Annotated in this window: 16 protein-coding genes; 10 read left to right on the top strand and 6 right to left on the bottom strand. The window is 67.2% G+C overall.

Annotated features, from left to right (window positions below; translation table 11 throughout):
* Positions 1-5: 5 nt before the first annotated feature.
* Both ispF and ispD read right to left on the bottom strand, forming a co-directional pair.
* On the bottom strand, positions 6-491 hold the full coding sequence (gene ispF, locus HWX62_RS13000) for a 2-C-methyl-D-erythritol 2,4-cyclodiphosphate synthase (protein WP_175928934.1): 486 nt from the start codon (positions 489-491) through the stop codon (positions 6-8).
* 28 nt (positions 492-519) lie between these two features.
* Entirely contained in the window at positions 520-1,230 is a 711-nt protein-coding gene (ispD, locus tag HWX62_RS12995; protein WP_175928933.1) for a 2-C-methyl-D-erythritol 4-phosphate cytidylyltransferase, read from the bottom strand.
* A gap of 107 nt (positions 1,231-1,337) precedes the next feature.
* On the opposite strand from ispD, the gene mfd reads away from it, so the two are divergent.
* The 4 genes from mfd to HWX62_RS12975 all read left to right on the top strand — a co-directional run bounded on the left by mfd (position 1,338) and on the right by HWX62_RS12975 (position 7,793).
* Positions 1,338-4,808 carry a transcription-repair coupling factor gene (mfd, locus tag HWX62_RS12990; protein ID WP_175928931.1) on the top strand — a complete coding sequence of 1,157 codons (3,471 nt, stop codon included), beginning with the start codon at positions 1,338-1,340 and terminating at the stop codon, positions 4,806-4,808.
* A 104-nt stretch (positions 4,809-4,912) separates the two neighbouring features.
* Entirely contained in the window at positions 4,913-6,133 is a 1,221-nt protein-coding gene (gene argE, locus HWX62_RS12985) for an acetylornithine deacetylase (RefSeq protein WP_175928929.1), read from the top strand.
* A gap of 60 nt (positions 6,134-6,193) precedes the next feature.
* Positions 6,194-7,213 (top strand): threonine/serine dehydratase, encoded by a 1,020-nt coding sequence (locus HWX62_RS12980; RefSeq protein ID WP_175928927.1) that lies wholly within the window; start codon positions 6,194-6,196, stop codon positions 7,211-7,213.
* Positions 7,214-7,358: 145 nt separating this feature from the next.
* Positions 7,359-7,793 carry a DUF3574 domain-containing protein gene (locus HWX62_RS12975; RefSeq protein ID WP_175929283.1) on the top strand — a complete coding sequence of 145 codons (435 nt, stop codon included), beginning with the start codon at positions 7,359-7,361 and terminating at the stop codon, positions 7,791-7,793.
* Between the two features lie 119 nt (positions 7,794-7,912).
* Here HWX62_RS12975 and ltrA read toward each other — a convergent pair whose 3' ends face one another.
* The 3 genes from ltrA to HWX62_RS12960 form a co-directional block, all read right to left on the bottom strand.
* A complete protein-coding gene (gene ltrA / locus HWX62_RS12970; RefSeq protein WP_175928925.1) occupies positions 7,913-9,283 on the bottom strand; it encodes a group II intron reverse transcriptase/maturase in 1,371 nt (456 codons plus the stop codon).
* Positions 9,284-9,366: 83 nt separating this feature from the next.
* Complete coding sequence (locus HWX62_RS33080; RefSeq protein ID WP_240686127.1) at positions 9,367-9,531, bottom strand: hypothetical protein; 165 nt, start codon at positions 9,529-9,531, stop codon at positions 9,367-9,369.
* Positions 9,532-9,716: 185 nt separating this feature from the next.
* Entirely contained in the window at positions 9,717-12,233 is a 2,517-nt protein-coding gene (locus HWX62_RS12960) for a penicillin-binding protein 1A (RefSeq protein WP_175928921.1), read from the bottom strand.
* 443 nt (positions 12,234-12,676) lie between these two features.
* Between HWX62_RS12960 and HWX62_RS12955 the strand changes: the two genes are divergently transcribed.
* The 4 genes from HWX62_RS12955 (at position 12,677) to HWX62_RS12940 (ending at position 16,073) form a co-directional block, all read left to right on the top strand.
* Positions 12,677-13,357 (top strand): PspA/IM30 family protein, encoded by a 681-nt coding sequence (locus tag HWX62_RS12955; protein WP_059780912.1) that lies wholly within the window; start codon positions 12,677-12,679, stop codon positions 13,355-13,357.
* Between the two features lie 88 nt (positions 13,358-13,445).
* On the top strand, positions 13,446-14,624 hold the full coding sequence (locus HWX62_RS12950) for a tetratricopeptide repeat protein (protein WP_175928919.1): 1,179 nt from the start codon (positions 13,446-13,448) through the stop codon (positions 14,622-14,624).
* 237 nt (positions 14,625-14,861) lie between these two features.
* Positions 14,862-15,293: a large conductance mechanosensitive channel protein MscL gene (mscL, locus tag HWX62_RS12945; protein WP_175928916.1), complete on the top strand. Its 432-nt coding sequence runs from the start codon at positions 14,862-14,864 to the stop codon at positions 15,291-15,293.
* Positions 15,294-15,626: 333 nt separating this feature from the next.
* On the top strand, positions 15,627-16,073 hold the full coding sequence (locus tag HWX62_RS12940; protein ID WP_006488003.1) for a hypothetical protein: 447 nt from the start codon (positions 15,627-15,629) through the stop codon (positions 16,071-16,073).
* 67 nt (positions 16,074-16,140) lie between these two features.
* Here the strand turns inward: HWX62_RS12940 and HWX62_RS12935 are convergent, their stop codons facing one another.
* Positions 16,141-17,034 (bottom strand): NAD(P)-dependent oxidoreductase, encoded by an 894-nt coding sequence (locus HWX62_RS12935; RefSeq protein WP_175928914.1) that lies wholly within the window; start codon positions 17,032-17,034, stop codon positions 16,141-16,143.
* A 134-nt stretch (positions 17,035-17,168) separates the two neighbouring features.
* Here HWX62_RS12935 and HWX62_RS12930 point away from each other — a divergent pair, with 134 nt between their 5' ends.
* Together HWX62_RS12930 and HWX62_RS12925 are read left to right on the top strand one after the other, a co-directional pair.
* Positions 17,169-17,378, top strand: a complete 210-nt coding sequence (locus HWX62_RS12930; RefSeq protein WP_175928912.1) for a dodecin — start codon at positions 17,169-17,171, stop codon at positions 17,376-17,378.
* Positions 17,379-17,589: 211 nt separating this feature from the next.
* Complete coding sequence (locus tag HWX62_RS12925) at positions 17,590-18,519, top strand: LysR substrate-binding domain-containing protein (RefSeq protein WP_175985151.1); 930 nt, start codon at positions 17,590-17,592, stop codon at positions 18,517-18,519.
* Positions 18,520-18,527 lie beyond the last annotated feature (8 nt).

The following is an 18,527-nucleotide window of genomic DNA, read 5'->3' as shown; positions in this document are numbered from 1 at the left end:
GGACGTCAGCCGCCCCGCTTCACCAGCAGCGCGGCGGCCTGCGCCTCGATCCCCTCGCCGCGGCCGAGATAGCCGAGCTTCTCGTTGGTCTTCGCCTTCACGTTCACACGATCGAGCGGCAGCCCGACATCGGCCGCGATGTTCGCGCGCATCCCGTCGATATGCGGCGCGAGCTTCGGCGCCTGCGCGATCACGGTACTGTCGACGTTCTGGATCGTGAAGCCGGCCGCGTTCACGCGGGCGACGCACTCGCGCAGCAGCACGCGGCTGTCCGCGCCCTTGAACGCCGCGTCGGTGTCGGAGAAATGGCGGCCGATGTCGCCGAGCGCCGCCGCGCCGAACAGCGCGTCGGTGATCGCGTGCAGCAGCACGTCCGCGTCCGAGTGGCCGAGCAGGCCGCGCTCGTACGGAATCGTCACGCCGCCGATGATGAGGGGGCGCCCTTCGACGAGCTGGTGCACGTCGTAGCCTTGTCCGATTCTGAAATCCATGCGTGTTCCGATTGAGATGGGGTGAAAGTCAGGAAGCGTCCGCGGCGCGCGCGAGGATCGCCTCCGCGAGCGCGAAATCTTCCGGGTACGTGACCTTGAAGTTGCGCAGGCTGCCCTGCACGACGCGCGGCGTGTGGCCGGCCCACTCGATCGCGCTCGCTTCGTCGGTCAGGTCGTGCCCTTCGCGCTGCGCGCGCAGGATCGCGTCGCGCAGCATGCCGATGCGGAACATCTGCGGCGTCTGCGCCTGCCACAGTGCATCGCGCGACTCCGTGCGCGCGATCGCGTCGCCGCCGGCCGGCACGCGCTTGAGCGTATCGGCAACCGGCAGCGCGACGATGCCGCCGACCGGATCGTCCTTCAGCGTCGCGACCAGCGTGCGGATCAGCGCCGGCGTGATGCCCGGGCGCGCGGCATCGTGCACGAGCACCCAGTCGTGGTCGCTCGCGCCGAATTCGGCCAGCTCCAGCAGCCCGTTCAGCACCGACGCCTGCCGCGAGCCGCCGCCGCAGCGGCGCACCGCGAAGCGCAGGCCCGCGAAGCGGCGCGCGTCGAAGTGGGAATCGTCGGGCGCGAGCACGACGAGCGTCTGCGCGAATTCGCTGCACGCGTCGAACGCGGCGAGCGTGTAGTGCAGCAGTGCACGGCCGGCCAGCGTGCGGTATTGCTTCGGCACGGCCGAGCCGGAACGGCTGCCCGTGCCGGCACAGGGAATCAGGGCGAAAAGTCGGGGAGTCACGAAGGGAAACGCCGGAAAGGTGAAATCGAGAAGCGGATTTTATAATAGGTCTTTCGTCTCGACCGGCGCACCGCGCTGCGCCCGTGCACGCCACCCCTGTCGTCCCTATGCCAGATAACGCTTCCACCCCGTCCGCCTCACCCGTTGCCCGCGTCAAGCCCGGCCAGCGCTTCGTCTTCGACGGCGCGCACGGCTCCGCCGACGCGCTCGCCATCGCCCGTTATCTCGCCGACAACCGCCAGGACGTGCCGCTCCTCGCCGTGATCTGCGCGAACGCGGTCGACGCGCAGCGGCTGTCGCAGGAAATCCGCTACTTCTCGCCCGACGCGCGCGTGCGCCTGCTGCCCGACTGGGAAACGCTGCCGTACGACACGTTCTCGCCGCACCAGGACCTCGTGTCCGAGCGGCTGGCGACGCTGCACGACCTCGGCGAGGGCCGCTGCGACATCCTGCTCGTGCCCGCCACCACCGCGCTGTACCGGATGCCGCCCGCGTCGTTCATGGCCGCGTACACGTTCGCGTTCGCGCAAGGCGAACGGCTCGACGAGGCGAAGCTGAAATCGCAGCTCACGCTGGCCGGCTACGAGCACGTGAGCCAGGTCGTGCGGCCCGGCGAATACTGCGTGCGCGGCTCGCTGATCGACCTGTACCCGATGGGCTCGCCGCTGCCGTACCGGATCGACCTGTTCGACGACCAGGTCGATTCGATCCGCGCGTTCGATCCCGACACGCAGCGCAGCCTCTACCCGGTGCGCGACGTGCGCCTGCTGCCCGGCCGCGAGTTCCCGTTCGACGAAGCCGCGCGCACGGCCTTCCGCAGCCGCTGGCGCGAAACCTTCGAAGGCGACCCGAGCCGCGCGCCGATCTACAAGGACATCGGCAACGGCGTGCCGTCGGCAGGCATCGAGTACTATCTGCCGCTGTTCTTCGACGAGACGGCCACGCTGTTCCACTATCTGCCGCAGGACGCGCACCTCGTGTTCACCGGCGACCTCGACGCGTCGATCCGCCGCTTCACCGCCGACACGAAGCAGCGTCACGCGTTCCTCGCGCACGATCGCGAGCGGCCGATCCTCGAGCCGCAGCGGCTGTTCCTGTCCGACGAGGATTTCTTCGCGTTCGCGAAGCCGTTCGCGCGCGTCGTGCTGCCCGCGCAGCCGGCCGGCGGGTGGGCGACCGCCCTGCCCGAGCTCACCGTCGACCGCCACGCGGACGATCCGCTCGCGTCGCTGCGCACGTTCGTCGAATCGTCGGGCAAGCGCGTGCTGCTGACCGTCGAATCGGCCGGCCGCCGCGAGACGATCCTGCAACTGCTCGCCGAACATCACCTGCGCCCCGCGTCGAACGACGATTTCGCGAGCTGGCTCGCGAGCGACGCGCGCTTCGCGCTCGGCGTCGCACCGCTCGCGAACGGTTTCGCGGTGCCGGGCGAAGGCTACGCGGTCGTCACCGAAACCGAGCTGTACGGCGCGCTCGGCCGCCGCGCGGGCCGCCGCCGGCAGGAGCAGGCGAGCAACGTCGACGCGATGGTGCGCGACCTGTCGGAGCTGAAGGTCGGCGACCCGGTCGTCCACGCGCAGCACGGCATCGGCCGCTACATGGGCCTCGTGTCGATGGATCTCGGCGAAGGCGAGACCGAATTCCTGCATCTCGAATACTCGGGCGACAGCAAGCTCTACGTGCCCGTCGCGCAACTGCACGTGATCTCGCGCTACAGCGGCGCCGATCCCGACAGCGCGCCGCTGCACGCGCTCGGCTCCGGCCAGTGGGAGCGCGCGAAGCGCAAGGCCGCCCAGCAGATTCGCGACACGGCCGCCGAGCTGCTGAACCTGTACGCGCGCCGCGCGGCCCGCGAGGGCCACGCGTTCGCGCTGGACCCGCGCGACTACGTGAAATTCGCGGAAAGCTTCGGCTTCGAGGAAACGCCCGACCAGGCCGCGGCGATCGCGGCCGTGATCGGCGACATGACGAGCGGCAAGCCGATGGACCGCCTCGTGTGCGGCGACGTCGGCTTCGGCAAGACCGAGGTCGCGCTGCGCGCCGCGTTCATCGCGGTGATGGGCGGCAAGCAGGTCGCGCTGCTGTCGCCGACCACGCTGCTCGCCGAGCAGCACACGCAGACCTTCGCCGACCGCTTCGCGGACTGGCCGGTGCGCATCGTCGAGCTGTCGCGCTTCAAGACCGCGAAGGAAGTGAACGCGGCGATCGCGCAGATCAACGAAGGCAGCGTCGACATCGTGATCGGCACGCACAAGCTGCTGTCGTCGGACGTGCAGTTCAAGCGGCTCGGCCTCGTGATCATCGACGAGGAACACCGCTTCGGCGTGCGCCAGAAGGAAGCGCTGAAGGCGCTGCGCGCGGAAGTCGACGTGCTGACGCTCACCGCGACGCCGATCCCGCGCACGCTCGGGATGGCGCTCGAAGGGTTGCGCGATTTCTCGGTGATCGCGACCGCGCCGCAGAAGCGGCTCGCGATCAAGACCTTCGTGCGCCGCGAAGAGGAAAGCGTGATCCGCGAGGCGATGCTGCGCGAACTCAAGCGCGGCGGCCAGGTGTACTTCCTGCACAACGAGGTCGAGACGATCGAGAACCGCAAGGCGATGCTCGAGGCGCTCGTGCCCGAGGCGCGCATCGTGATCGCGCACGGCCAGATGCACGAGCGCGAACTCGAACGCGTGATGCGCGATTTCGTCGCGCAGCGCGCGAACGTGCTGCTGTGCACGACCATCATCGAGACCGGCATCGACGTGCCGAGCGCGAACACGATCATCATGCACCGCGCGGACAAGTTCGGCCTCGCGCAGCTTCATCAGTTGCGCGGCCGCGTCGGCCGTTCGCACCACCAGGCGTATGCGTACCTGCTGGTCCACGATCCGCAGTCGCTGACCAAGCAGGCGCAGCGCCGGCTGGAAGCGATCCAGCAGATGGAGGAACTGGGCTCGGGCTTCTATCTCGCGATGCACGACCTCGAGATCCGCGGCACCGGCGAAGTGCTCGGCGACAAGCAGTCGGGCGAAATCCACGAGATCGGCTTCCAGCTCTATACGGACATGCTGAACGACGCGGTGAAGGCGCTGAAGAACGGCAAGGAGCCCGACCTCACCGCCCCGCTCGCCGCGACGACCGAAATCAACCTGCATGCGCCCGCGATCCTGCCGGCCGACTACTGCGCGGACGTGCAGGAGCGGCTGTCGCTGTACAAGCGGCTCGCGAACTGCGAACACGGCGACGCGATCGACGGCATCCAGGAGGAACTGATCGACCGCTTCGGCAAGCTGCCGCCGCAGGCGCACGCGCTCGTCGAGACGCACCGGCTGCGGATCGCCGCGAAGCCGCTCGGCATCGTGAAGATCGATGCGAGCGAGGCCGCGATCGGGCTGCAGTTCGAGCCGAATCCGCCGATCGACCCGATGCGGATCATCGAGATGGTGCAGAAGCATCGCCACATCAAGCTCGCGGGCCAGGACAAGCTGCGCATCGAGACGCGCTCGCCCGACCTCGCGATCCGCGTGTCGACGATCAAGGAAACGCTGCGCGCGCTCGGCCCGAAACAGGGAGCGGCCGTCGCGGCCCGGTGACGCAATCCCGACGGGCGCGACGTTGCTGCACCGCATCGCGCCCGACGAAGGCGGCCGGGCGCGTTTTTGAGTATGATTTCCCATTCACCCGACGGAGTTTTGCCATGTCCACTCTCGACGCGACGGCGCCGTCCGCCGCAACCGAAGGCGATGCATCGCTCGTCAGCCTGCCCTGGGTCAAGCAACTCGTGTCGATGGACACGACGAGCCGCGTGCCGAACCTCGGCCTGATCGAAACGGTGCGCGACGCGCTCGCCGCGAAGGGCATCGCGTCGACGATCACGCACGATCCGCGCGACGGCTGGGCGAACCTGTTCGCCACCGTGCCCGCGCACGACGGTTCGACGAACGGCGGCATCGTGCTGTCGGGCCACACCGACGTCGTGCCGGTCGACGGCCAGCAGTGGGACAGCGATCCGTTCGCGCCGGAAATCCGCGACGGCCGCCTGTACGGCCGCGGCACCTGCGACATGAAGGGCTTCATCGGCGCGGCGCTCGCGCTGCTGCCCGAGATGCAGGCGACGAAGCTCGCGAAGCCCGTCCATTTCGCGCTGTCCTACGACGAGGAAATCGGCTGCGCGGGCGCGCCGCTGATGATCGCCGATCTCGTGAAGCGCGGCGTGCAGCCGTCCGGCTGCATCGTCGGCGAGCCGACCAGCATGCGGCCGATCATCGCGCACAAGGGCATCAACGCATACCGCTGCTGCGTGCGCGGCCACGCCGCGCATTCGTCGCTGACGCCGAAGGGGCTCAACGCGATCGAGTATGCGGCGCGCCTCATCTGCCACATTCGCGACATCGCCGAGCGCTTCCGTGCCGAAGGCCCGTTCGACGAACTGTACGACGTGCCGTTCACGACCGCGCAGACGAGCACGATCCAAGGCGGCAACGCGATCAATACGGTGCCGGCCGAGTGCCGCTTCGACTTCGAATTCCGCAACCTGCCGACGCTCGACCCCGAGCAGATCTTCACGCGCATCGAGGCTTACGCGCAGGAAACGCTGCTGCCGCAGATGCTGCGCGAGCATCCGAACGCCGCGATCGAGTTCTCGAAGATCGCCGCGGCGCCCGGCCTCGACGCGACCGAGCAGGCGGCGATCACGCAGCTCGTGCGCGCGCTGACGGCCGACCAGGACAAGCGCAAGGTCGCGTACGGCACCGAAGCCGGGCTGTTCGCCCGCGCGGGCATCCCGAGCGTCGTGTGCGGGCCCGGCAACATCGAGCAGGCACACAAGCCGAACGAATATGTCGAGCTCGCGCAGCTCGCCGGCTGCGAGCAGTTCCTGCGCAAGTTCATCCGCAGCATGTCGGTCGACGCGCACTGACTGCCTCCCGCCACGCCGGCCCGCGTGTGCGGGTCGGCCCACTCCGCCACCCGCCACGTCATGTCGACTGAACAACAGGGCACGGCCCATACGACGATCGACGGCGAGCCGATTCCGACGCTCGACGAAATCGCCGCGCAGCATTTTGCGTTGTCGCCGTGGGTCGCGCGCACGCCCGTGTTCGAGCGCGCCGACCTGCCTTCCCTGGAAGGCACGCACGTCAACTTCAAGTTCGAACTGCTGCAGGCGAGCGGCAGCTTCAAGGCGCGCGGCGCGTTCACGCACCTGCTCGCGCTCGACGAAGCCCGCAAGAACGCCGGCGTCACCTGCGTGTCCGCCGGCAATCATGCGGCGGCCGTCGCGTATGCGGCGATGCGGCTCGGCAGCAGCGCGAAGGTCGTGATGTTCCATACCGCGAGCCCGACACGCATCGCGCAGTGCAAGCAGTATCGCGCGGAAGTCGTGCTGGCCGGCAGCGCGTCGCAGGCGTTCGACCTCGTGCGGCGCATCGAGGCCGAGGAAGGCCGCTTCTTCATTCATCCGTTCAACGGTTATCACACGATCCTCGGCACCGCGACGCTCGGCTACGAATGGGCGACGCAGACGCCCGACCTCGACGCGGTGATCGTGCCGATCGGCGGCGGCGGCCTCGCGGCCGGCATGGCGACCGCGCTGCGGCTCGCGAATCCGCGCGTGCACGTGTACGGCGTCGAGCCGGAAGGCGCCGACGCGATGAGCCGCAGCTTCGCGGCCAATCACACGATCACGATGAGCGCGATGCAGACGATCGCCGATTCGCTGATGGCGCCGCATACCGAGGAATACAGCTACCAGTTGTGCCGGCGCCACCTCGACCGGATCGTCACCGTCTCCGACGACGCGTTGCGCGCCGCGATGCTGTTCCTGTTCTCGCACCTGAAACTGTCGGTCGAGCCGGCCTGCGCGGCCGCGCTCGCCGCGCTGCTCGGCCCGCTGCGCGAAACGCTGCAGGGCAAGCGCGTCGGCGTGCTGCTGTCGGGCACGAATACCGACCCGGCCACGCTCGGCATGCATCTCGCGCACGCGCAACTGCAGCACTGATCGCGTATCGCGCGTACGCAGTCCAACCTAGGGTTATCCCCAGATTATGTTGACAGCCCTGTTGATAACCCGCCGGACAAGCGCGCAAGTGGTTGAGCGCGCAGCGTTTTGCGCGCGCGAAGGTCGATCGTCACGAAATGGGCAGATACGGCGGCTGGCCGCCTGCGCGATGGCGCTCGCGCTGCTCGCCGGTTGCGCGGCGCCGCCATCGCCCCCCTCCACCGCGGAACCTGCGACCTGCACGCAGCCGGGCGAGAGCCGGATGCTGCAGGCCGACCTGCTGTTCGGGCGCGACATCGCCGGGCGCGGCCCCGTCACCGATGCCGAACGCGCGGCATTCCTCGCCGATACGGTCACGCCACGCTTTCCCGACGGCCTTACCTACTGGGACACGCACGGCCAGTGGCGCGACCGCTCGACCGGCGCGATCACGCGCGAAGACAGTTTCGTGATCCGTATCATTGCCGACGATACGCCCGACACGCGCACACGCCTCGCCGCGATCCGGCAAGCGTACGTGCAGCGATTCCACCAGCAATCGGTCGGCATGACCGTCGTGCCGACCTGCGCGTCGTTCTGATCCGCCGTCTTCCGCCGCCGGTCGCGCGCAATCGGGATAGGGGCGGTCAGAAGCCTGACCGTTCCCCTCCCACACCACCCGGCGTGCGGGTCCGCACCGGGCGGTTCGAGTAGTTGAGGCTATGAGAGTCGGGGTACGCCGAGGCGGTCGAAGTAACCAGTGGAGAGCACGAGGTGCAGCGCCCGCCCGCTGGTGTGCCACCACCGGCGGCTATGACCAGCGGCCTTCCGCGCAGCCGATTCCGACGCGCCCAGCGCTAGTAGTTCTCGATAGACCGTCGTGCCCCGACGCCAGTGCTTGAGCTGCAGTGCACGCAGCCGGTGTCTGATCCACTCGTCCAGTCGGCGGAACACCTTCGGTGTTTGTGCCAGTTGGAAGTACGCCTTCCACCCGGGCACGTATTGCCGTAGTCGTTCCACCACGGTCGACATACTGCTGCCGCCCGACCGACGCGTAATCTCCCGGATACGCTGCTTGAAGGCGTCCTGCGCCTTAAACGAAACCGCACATTTGACTTGGCCACTTGGGTGACGCCACAACTCGTATCCCAAGAACTTTCGACCCGTCGCAGGTGCAACCGCCGTTTTGGACTCGTTGACCTTCAAGCGTAGAGAAGAGTAGAGGCAGCGTAGCCCGTCAAGTACACGTTCACCCGCGCGCCGACTGCGTACGTAAACATTGCAGTCGTCGGCGTAGCGCACGAACCGGTGCCCGCGCCGCTCCAATTCTCGATCCACCTCGTCCAGCAACACGTTCGCCAAGAGGGGCGATAGCGGACCACCTTGCGGCGTTCCCTCAACTCTCTCTTTGGTGATTCCGCCGTCCATGACCCCAGCCGTGAGGTATCGACGGATCAACCGAAGAACGGCTTTATCGTCGATTCGCCTTGATAGCCGTTCCATCAGAACGTCGTGATTGACTCGATCGAAGAACTTTTCCAGATCCACGTCGACGACTACGTCGTAGCCGTCCCGCACATGACTTTGTGCCATCAGCACCGCGTCACGCGCTCGCCGGCCCGGCCGGAAGCCGTAGCTGTGTTCGGAGAAGCTTGGATCAATCAACGGTTGCAGGACTTGCAGAAGGGCTTGCTGAATCAGCCGATCCGTCACCGTCGGAATCCCCAGTTCTCGCACTCCACCGTCGGGTTTCGGAATCTCAACGCGCCGCACGGCCTGAGGCCGGTAGCTTCCGTCTCGTATTTCCTTCCGAATCTGCGGCCAGTGCGTCTTCAGGTATTTCGCCGTTTCGGAGATCGTCCGTCCATCAACCCCTGCACTGCCACGATTGGCTTTGACACGTTTCCATGCCAACACCATGTTCGTGGTCGAGAGGGCCTGCACTAGCAGGTCCTCCCGTCCTGAGCTTTCGGATTCTCGCCGTGCCGCACGTGCTTCATCGCGCCCCGCATCCGACGAAGCTTCACCTCGCCACTCCGCGATTCGCTCCGGTTTCCCGAACTTCTGATGCCCTGCCCGTTCGAACGACATGACCGATCACTCTCCTACTCGTTCGGCCCTTCGCCCCTAGCTGGCGGCTACTATGGCCTCTGCTGACCCCTTGCTCCGGCTCGTCACCGTCGCCCTTTCAGACGTAAAGCAAGGTCTCCCCAGGTAAGAACGCACTCCTTCACCGCACAACCGCCGTATTTACATTGCCTCGCCTTGGTCACAAGAGCTTCGCGGTCTTTTGCCCGCTCGCCCTGCTCAGCAATGCCTTCTATACGGTTCTTGTCCATCGGCTCGCGATTTACGCTCCACGCTTCCTTCCCACACTCGGTCACCCTCATGCAGTTGCGCTTCACTTCGTTCGTTGTGACCAACTTACGGCGGGACTTACACCCGCAGGAGTGCGCCCATGCTGGGCGCACAAAAAACGGGCGCCCGAAGGCGCCCGTCGCATGGCTGAAGAACAGCGTACCGCTTACTTGTTCTCGAACATGTCCATGATCTGCTGCTTCTCCTGCGGCGTGACGGGCGGCGGCGCGAGCCCGGCCGCGCCGGCCGAACCGAGCGCGTCGTTCGCGCTGATCGCGTTCTCGGCCGGGTTGATGTCGACGTTCGCGACGAAGCCGTTGCCCGGCGTGCGATCGGCGTAGTACAGCTCGCCGTCGATCGTGGTCAGGCCGTCCGGCATCGGCATCTGCTGCTCGGGCACGCCGTTCAGCGCGGTGCGCATGTAGTTCACCCAGATCGGCAACGCGAGCTGCGCGCCGAATTCGCGGCTGCCGAGGCTCTTCGGCTGGTCGAAGCCCATCCACGCGACCGCGACGAGCGACTGCTGGTAGCCGGCGAACCAGCCGTCCTTCGCATCGTTGGTGGTACCCGTCTTGCCCTGCAGGTCGTTGCGGCCCAGCGCGTTGGTGCCCGCGCCCGTGCCGGCCGTCGCGACCGAATGCAGCAGGCTGTTCATCACGTACGCGTTGCGGCCTTCGATCGTGCGCGGCGCCGTGCCGCCCGCGACCACCGGCTGCGACTTCTGCAGCGGCTGGCCGCGCGCGTCGTCGACTTCGGCGATCAGGTACGGGTCGACCTTGTAGCCGCCGTTCGCGAACACCGCGTAGCCGGTCGCGAGCTGCAGCGGCGTCACGAGGCCCGCGCCGAGCGCCATCGGCAGGTAAGGCGGCGTCTTCGCCGGATCGAAGCCGAAGCGCTGCGTCACGTATTGCTGTGCATACTGCGTGCCGATCGATGCGAGGATCCGGATCGACACGAGGTTCTTCGAACGCTGCAGGCCGGTGCGCATCGACATCGGGCCGTCCGGCTGGTCGTCGTCCTTCGGCTCCCACGCGGTGCCGCCCGGCACGCTCGGCGGGAAATACAGCGGCGCGTCGTTGATGATCGTCGCCGGCCCCATCCCCTTGTCGAGCGACGCCGAATAGATGAACGGCTTGAACGACGAGCCCGGCTGGCGCCACGCCTGCGTCACGTGGTTGAACTTGCTCTTGTTGAAGTCGAAGCCGCCGACGAGCGAGCGGATCGCGCCGTCCTGCGGCGCGATCGCGACGAGCGCGCCTTCGACCTGCGGCAGCTGCACGACCTGCCAGCCCGTCTTGCCGTCCTTCAGCACGCGCACGACCGAGCCCGGCTTGATGCGCAGCGCGTTGTTCGCGCGGGGCCCGAGCGCGGCCGACACGAAGCGCAGGCCGGCCGGGCCGATCGTCGTGGTCGCGCCGCCGACGAACTGCACCTCGACCGCGTTCGGCGACGCCGACAGCACGACGGCCGATTGCAGGTCGCCGTTGTCCGGGTGATCGGCGAGCGCGTCGTCGATCGCCTCGTCGCGCTCGTCGCCGGCCGCGGGCAGGTTGATCGACGCTTCGGGGCCGCGATAGCCGTGACGGCGCTCGTAGTCGAGAATGCCGCGACGCACGGCCTGGTAGGCGGCTTCCTGGTCGGCCGAGTTGATCGTCGTCGTGACGGTCAGCCCGCGCGTGTAGGTTTCGTCCTTGTACTGCTCGTACATCATCTGCCGCACCATCTCGGCGACGTACTCGCCGTGCACCGCGTACTGGTTGCCCGGCGTGCGCACGTGAATCTCTTCCTTGATCGCTTCGTCGTACTGCGGCTGCGTGATGTAGCCGATGTCGAGCATGCGCTTCAGGATGTATTCCTGGCGCACCTTCGCGCGCTTCGGATTGACGACGGGGTTATACGCGGACGGCGCCTTCGGCAGCCCCGCGAGCATCGCCGCTTCGGCGAGCGTGATGTCCTTCAGGTCCTTGCCGAAGTACACGCGCGCCGCGGCTGCGAAGCCGTACGAGCGCTGGCCGAGATAGATCTGGTTCATGTACAGCTCGAGGATCTGGTCCTTCGTCAGGGCCTTCTCGATCTTGTACGCGAGCAGCATCTCGTAGATCTTGCGCGTGTAGGTCTTCTCGCTCGACAGGAAGAAGTTGCGCGCGACCTGCATCGTGATCGTGCTCGCGCCCTGGCGCGCGCCGCCGTGCATCAGGTCGGCTACGCCCGCGCGCAGGATGCCGACGAAATCGACGCCGCCGTGCTCGTAGAAGCGGTAGTCCTCGATCGCGAGCACGGCCTTCTTCATCACGTCGGGAATGTCCTGGAAGCGCACGAGGCTGCGGCGCTCCTCGCCGAACTCGCCGATCAGCACGTGGTCGGCGGTGAACACGCGCAGCGGCACCTTCGGCTGGTAGTTGGTCAGCGCATCGAGCGACGGCAGTTGCGGCGCCATCACGACCAGCGCGTAGCCGACGATCAGCGCGCCGACGACCGCCAGGGTCGCGAACAGGCCGACGAACCACAGCGCGACGCGCGAGCCGAACGTGCGGCGCCCGCCGCCGCCACTGCGCTCGTGCGTGCGGCGGCCGTCGTCGCGATCGTCGTCATCGGGGTAATAGGCTCCGGACGGCGAACGGCGCAGCGTGTAGTGGGGTTCGTTCCTGTCGGAAGAAGAAGGCGGTCGTTTGATAATTGGCATGTCGGAATGGCGGGCGTACGTGGCGCCCTCGGACGCATGCGGAAATGCAAGCGGATGAATCAGAGCGGGTGCATCGAGATGCGGCTGTCACGTCGACAGACCCCGTCGCGCGGCGATCCGTTCCCGCGACGTGACAGCGCATTTTAATGAAATCGACCGGGTGCCTTCGCGATTTTTTGTAAAAATTCGCGCAATGCCGTAATCGACGGAACGTATTGTCGGCATCCTCGGCCTATGATGGTCATGCGATACGGCGCGCGCGGGCGAATTTCTTTCAGCGGCGAAAGGTTCGATCTCCCGATGCGCGAGCCGCTTGAACTCGCGCGTTTAAGCCGTATTTAAGTGAACCGGTGGTGTAATATCCGCCGGCTCACGCGGGCCGCAACCGGCTCGCGGCGGGCATTGCCGCGGTTACGCGGCGCCTTTCAACCACGGAGGATTTCATGTCGCTTTTCGACTCTATTTCGCGCACGATCAAAGGCCTGCTGAACGATGCGGCCGATTCGGTACAGGATCCGTCGCGCGACGCACGGCAGATCGTGCGGGAGCTCGACGACAGCATCGGCCGTGCCGAGAATTCGCTGATCGAGATCGAGGCACAGGTCGCGACCCAGCGCAGCAAGCGCGATGCGGCCGACGACAAGGTCAGGAAGTACGAGGACGGTGCGAAGCGCGCGCTGCAGGGCGGCGACGAAGCGCTCGCCCGCGAGGCGCTCGCCGCGCAGGCGAACGCGGAAGCCGAGCGCGATGCGCTCGCGGCCGAACTGACGACGCTCGAGCCGTCGGTCGAGAAGCTGAAGGGGCAGATCGCCGACATGCGCCAGCGCCGCAACGATCTGAACGCACGCTCGAACATCCTGCAGGCGAAGCAGGAAATCGCGCAGGCGAAGGATGTGGCCGCCAGCGCGCTGGGCGGTATCGGCGGCAAGAACCTGTCCGAGGATTTCCAGAAGCTCGAGGACAAGGTCGCGCTGCAGAACGCCCGCTCGGACGCGCGCCTGAATTCGGCCGACACGTCGAGCGGCAAGGCGCTCGACGACAAGCTCGCCGCGCTGAACAAGGGCCCGTCGGTGGAAGATCGCCTCGCCGCGCTGAAGAAGCAGCTCGATACGCCCGCGCAGTAACCCATCGCGGGCAACCGCGCCGCGCCCCGGCCCGGGCGCGCGGCGCGAACCGATCGTCAGGAGACGGGCGCGCGCGCCCGGTTCGACCATGAAGAAATCTCTCGCCGCACTCGGCCTGTCGCTGATGTTGCTGTCGTCCGCCGCGTTTGCGGTCCCGTCGCTGCAGCAGGTCGAGCAATCGATCGCGCAGCGCAACTGGCAGCAAGCCGACACGCAGTTGTCGCAAGTCATCGACGCCCATCCGAACAACGCGCACGCGCGCTACCTCTATGCGCAGGTGCTGGACCGCGAAGGCCGCGCGTCCGACGCGCTCGCGCAACTGCAGCGCGCGAAATCGCTCGACCCGCAACTGCGCTTCACCGATGCGTCGCGCTTCGCGCAGACGGAATCGCGCATTCGCGCCGACGCCGCGCGCGTGAGCGGCAACACGCCGCCGGTCACGCAGGCCGGCACGCTGCAGCCGGGGCTCGCCCCCGCCGTCGCGCCGGCCGAAAAACACGGCCCGTCGACCGGCATGTGGATCGGCCTCGGGCTGATCGTCGCCGTGATCGCGCTGGTGCTGCGCTGGACGCTGCGGCGCGCGCGCACGGCCGACAACAGCCGCGCCGACGACGAACGCCGCACGCAGCTCAAGCGCGCGACCGACGTGCTGAACGACATCCGGCCGCTGAAACTCGACGCGAAACTGTCGACGGCGCCCGGCGCCGCGGCGCTGACCGGCGAACTCGAAGCGATCGAGAACGACGCGCGCACGCTCGTCGAGACGCTGTCGAACGGCAAGAATCCGGTGCCGCCGTATCGCGTCGACGAGCTCGAACAGCGTCACGCCAGCGTGAAGGCGCGCGTCGAAGGCCGCCCCGACCCGGTCGCGCAGCCCGCGGCGCCGGCGAACGGCAGCGGTTCCGTGTACGCGCAGGAAGCCGACCGCGTGACGGGCGCCCAGGGCCAGCCCTATCAGCAACAGCCCTACCCGCCGCAACAGCCCTATCCGCAACAGCAGCCGCCCGTCGTGATCCAGCAAGGCGGCGGTTTCGGCGGCGGGATGGGCGGGCTCCTGACCGGCGTGCTGCTCGGCGAAGCGATGTCGGGCGGCCGCGAGCGCGTGGTCGAACGCGACGTGATCGTCGACGGCGAGCGCCACCGGCAGGAAGCCGACCCGGGCTTCGATCTCGGCCGCGGCGACGATTCCAGCTGGAGCGACGGCAACGGCGGCGGCGGGATGGACCTCGGCAGCAACGACGACGGCTGGACCGACGACAACACCTGAGCCCCCGCACACCGGGCGTCGACGTGCATGTCGCCGCCCGGCTTCCCACGCCACGCCCTGCTGCATGACCGGCCGCGCCGACGCGCGGATTTGTCAATCATTTCAAGATGGACTACCGGCAATGGGGCACGTTCGTTATCATGCGGCCATCGGCGTGCCACCGACCCTCATTCGACGCTAAGCCATTCCGCGCGTCGCGGCACGCCTCCTCTCGCCCCAACCAGGAGAAAGCCGCTCATGAGCATCATCAAGGAATTCAAGGAGTTCGCCGTCAAGGGCAACGTGATGGATCTCGCCGTCGGCGTGATCATCGGCGGCGCGTTCTCGAAGATCGTCGACTCGATCGTGAAGGACCTCATCATGCCGGTCATCGGCGTGCTGACCGGCGGTCTGGATTTCTCGAACAAGTTCGTTCTGCTCGGCGCCATCCCCCCGACGTTCAAGGGTAATCCCGATTCGTTCAAGGACCTGCAGGCCGCGGGCGTCGCCGCATTCGGCTACGGCTCGTTCATCACGGTAGCGATCAATTTCGTTATCCTCGCGTTCATCATTTTCCTGATGGTGAAATTCATCAACAAGCTGCGCAAGCCGGAAGAAGCCGCGCCGGCCGCGACGCCGGAAGACACCGTGCTGCTGCGCGAGATCCGCGATTCGCTCAAGCAGCGCTGATCGCCACGCGTTCCGCCAGCCAGGCCCGCCCCGTGCGGGCCTTTTTATTGCGCATACGATGCACCGCCGCATGCGGCCCATCTCACTTTTTTGTGACGAGCGAATGCACGCGCGGGAAAAGCAGGTCTATGATGGAGACTAAACGACAGTACGGGCGCCAAGACGCTGGCTGTGTCGATCATGGCGAGCAGGTCGACGGGAGACATTGATCGTCGTACTGCACGAATGCAGCATTTTCGTGTGCTATAAAGGATCGACATGCGGCGTACATAGCCGGGAGTGGGTCGCATGAAAGTGCCGCATTTCTTGCAATTGTTTTTGAGGCGAGTGTTTATGTCCTTCCCGAAAAAACGTCGGCGTGCGCCGCAGGATGGCCAGGAATCGTTCCTCGCGGTCTTGCGCCACTCGAAACCGTTTGCCCAGCTCGACACCAAGATTGCCCGCGCCCGCGCGCAGGACGAGCCCGTCCTCTATGCGCACGTGCTTCCCGGTCTCGACGTGCTCCTGTGCAGCGTGCGCGGCGCGCAGCCGCCCTATCCGGCCATCGCGGAGTTGCGCAAGCGCTGCATCGAATCGATCGCCAACGCGCTCGAGCAGCCGCTCGACGGCCTCGAGAACGGCGGGTACTGGTACGAAGCGAACGGCTTCGGCTTCCTCGTCTTCGCAAGCCGTGCGCGCGCGCGCATCCTGCCCGAGTTTGGTGCAGGCACGAAAGCGAGCCTGCGCGGCGGCCTCGGCCGCCAGAACGCCGGCGACACGACACCCCGCTCGCTCGGCTGATCCGCCCCGGTCATTCGATGGGCCGCCTCCGGGCGGCCCATCTGCATTCATACACCCAACTTGCCCGTCACGACGCCTGCTGACGGCCGTTGTTCGGCCGCACGATGTCGATGAACGCGGCGAAATCGGCGCTCGCCAGCCCCTGTGCGGCGCCGAGCCTCAACACCTGCTGCACGGTGGCCGACACGGGCATCACCGCGCCCGTGTCGCGCGCGGCGTCGGCGATGGCATCGACGTCCTTCTGGAACGTACCGAGCGCACCGATCGGCGGGTGAGCGCCCGACGTCATGCGCGGCACGAACGTCTGCAGCAGCACCGAGTCGGCCCAGCCACCGGCCAGCGCCTCGGCCAGGCGCGCGGCGTCGATACCGCTCGCCTGCGCGAGACCGACCGCCTCGGCGATCGCGGTGACCGTCGCGGTCACGATCGCCTGGTTGCACAGCTTCGCCGTCTGGCCCGCGCCCGCGTCGCCCATGTGCGTGATACGCGACGCGTACGTATCGATCAGCGGGCGCACCGCGTCGAGATCGGCCGCGCGGCCACCGGCCATCACCGCGAGCGTGCCGGCCTGCGCGCCCGGCACGCCGCCGGACACCGGCGCATCGACCCAGCCGACCCCGAGCGCGGCCGCGCGCGCCGCGTACTCCCGCGTGGTGGCGGGCGGAATGCTCGAATGATCGACGATGCGCCGCACGCGTCGTGCGCTCGCGTCACCGGAAAGCAGCCCGTGCTCGCCGAACACGACATCGCCGACCGCGCGGCCGTCGAGCACGCACACGCATACCGTATCGACGCGCTCGGCCAGCTCGCGCGGCGTGCCGACCACCTGCGCGCCGTCCTTCACCAGCGCTTCGGCCTTGTCGCGCGAGCGATTCCACACGCTGACGCGATGCCCGGCCGCCAGCAAATGCCGAATCATCGGCGCGCCCATCAATCCCGGTCCGCAAAATCCGACTTCCACGTTGTTCCCCGTCTCCGATATGGGTTGCACTTGCCGCCCATCATACCTATCACTCAAGAAGCCGGGCATGCACGGCACCGTTGCGGGACCGCGGCTTGCCTCGGCGATACAGACCGACATCCCAGGGAGGCATCATGAGCGACCACGTGTACAAGATGATCGAGCTGACCGGTTCGTCGCGCCAATCGAGCGACGACGCGATTCGCAACGCGATCTCGAAAGCCGGCAAGACGCTGCACAATCTGCACTGGTTCCAGGTGACCGACACGCGCGGCCACATCGAAGGCGACCAGGTCGTGCACTGGCAGGTCACGCTGAAGGTCGGCATGCGCCTCGACGACTGACGCGCCCGCCGTCACCCGCCGCGCCGCGACCGGATCCGCGCAATACGGACCCGCGCGGCGCCGCGCGCCCCACCCCGTTCAGGCCCCTTGCCGCAGCCCGGCCGGCGGGTGCTTGCGGGTAACCATCTCTTGACGCTGATTTTCGTTCATATTAAAAACGATATACCCCATCACCCCCTCGATCAGCCCTGCCATATAAACCGGAGATAACATGAGTCAGCAACGCGAGGCGATCGACACGTACCTCTTGCGCGTCTTGCACACCTTGTTGATGGAGCGCAGCGTCACGCGCGCGGCCGTCAAACTGAACCAGTCGCAACCGGCGATCAGCGCCGCGCTGCGGCGCCTGCGCGACATCACCGGCGATCCGCTGCTGGTGCGCGGCAAATCCGGCATGGTGCCGACCGAATACGGGCTGCGCCTGCTCGAGCCCGTGCAGAACGCGCTGCGTGAAATCGAGCGCATCAAGTTCCAGCAGCACAATTTCGACCCGGCCACGTCGATCCGCTGCTACCGGATCGGCTGCCCCGACTACCTGAACGTGCTGTTCGTGCCGACCGTCGTCGAGCGCTTTCGCCAGGCGGCGCCGAACGCGACGCTCGAATTCCACTCGCTCGGCCCCGCGTTCGACTACGAGCTCGCGCTGGAAGACGGCAAGCTCGGCATCGTTGTCGGCAACTGGCCCGAGCCGCCCGAGCAACTGCACCTGTCGAACCTGTTCGTCGACGAAATCGTCTGCCTGATGAGCAACACGCACCCGTTCGCGAAGCGCGGCGGGCTGACGCTCGACCAGTACCTGAACGCGCCGCACCTCGCGCCGACGCCGTACTCGGTCGGCCAGCGCGGCGCGATCGACGTGCACCTCGCGCGCGAACGCCTCAAGCGTCACGTGGTCGTCACGCTGCCGTACTTCAACCTCGCGCCGTACGTGCTCGTGAAGTCGGACCTGATCTTCACGACGACGCGCCTGTTCGCCGATCACTACGCGAAGTTCCTGCCGCTGTCGGTCGTGCCGGCGCCGCTCGACTTCCCGCCGATGCAGTACTACCAGCTGTGGCACGAGCGCTGCCATTACTCCGACGAAGTGCGCTGGCTGCGCAGCCTCGTCGCCGAAGCCACCCGCACGCTGATCGAGGCGTAACGGCATGA

The sequence above is a fragment of the Burkholderia sp. BCC0506 genome (genome assembly GCF_902833145.1).
Classification (GTDB): Bacteria; Pseudomonadota; Gammaproteobacteria; order Burkholderiales; family Burkholderiaceae; genus Burkholderia.
This window is presented reverse-complemented; position numbering and strand designations above follow the sequence as displayed.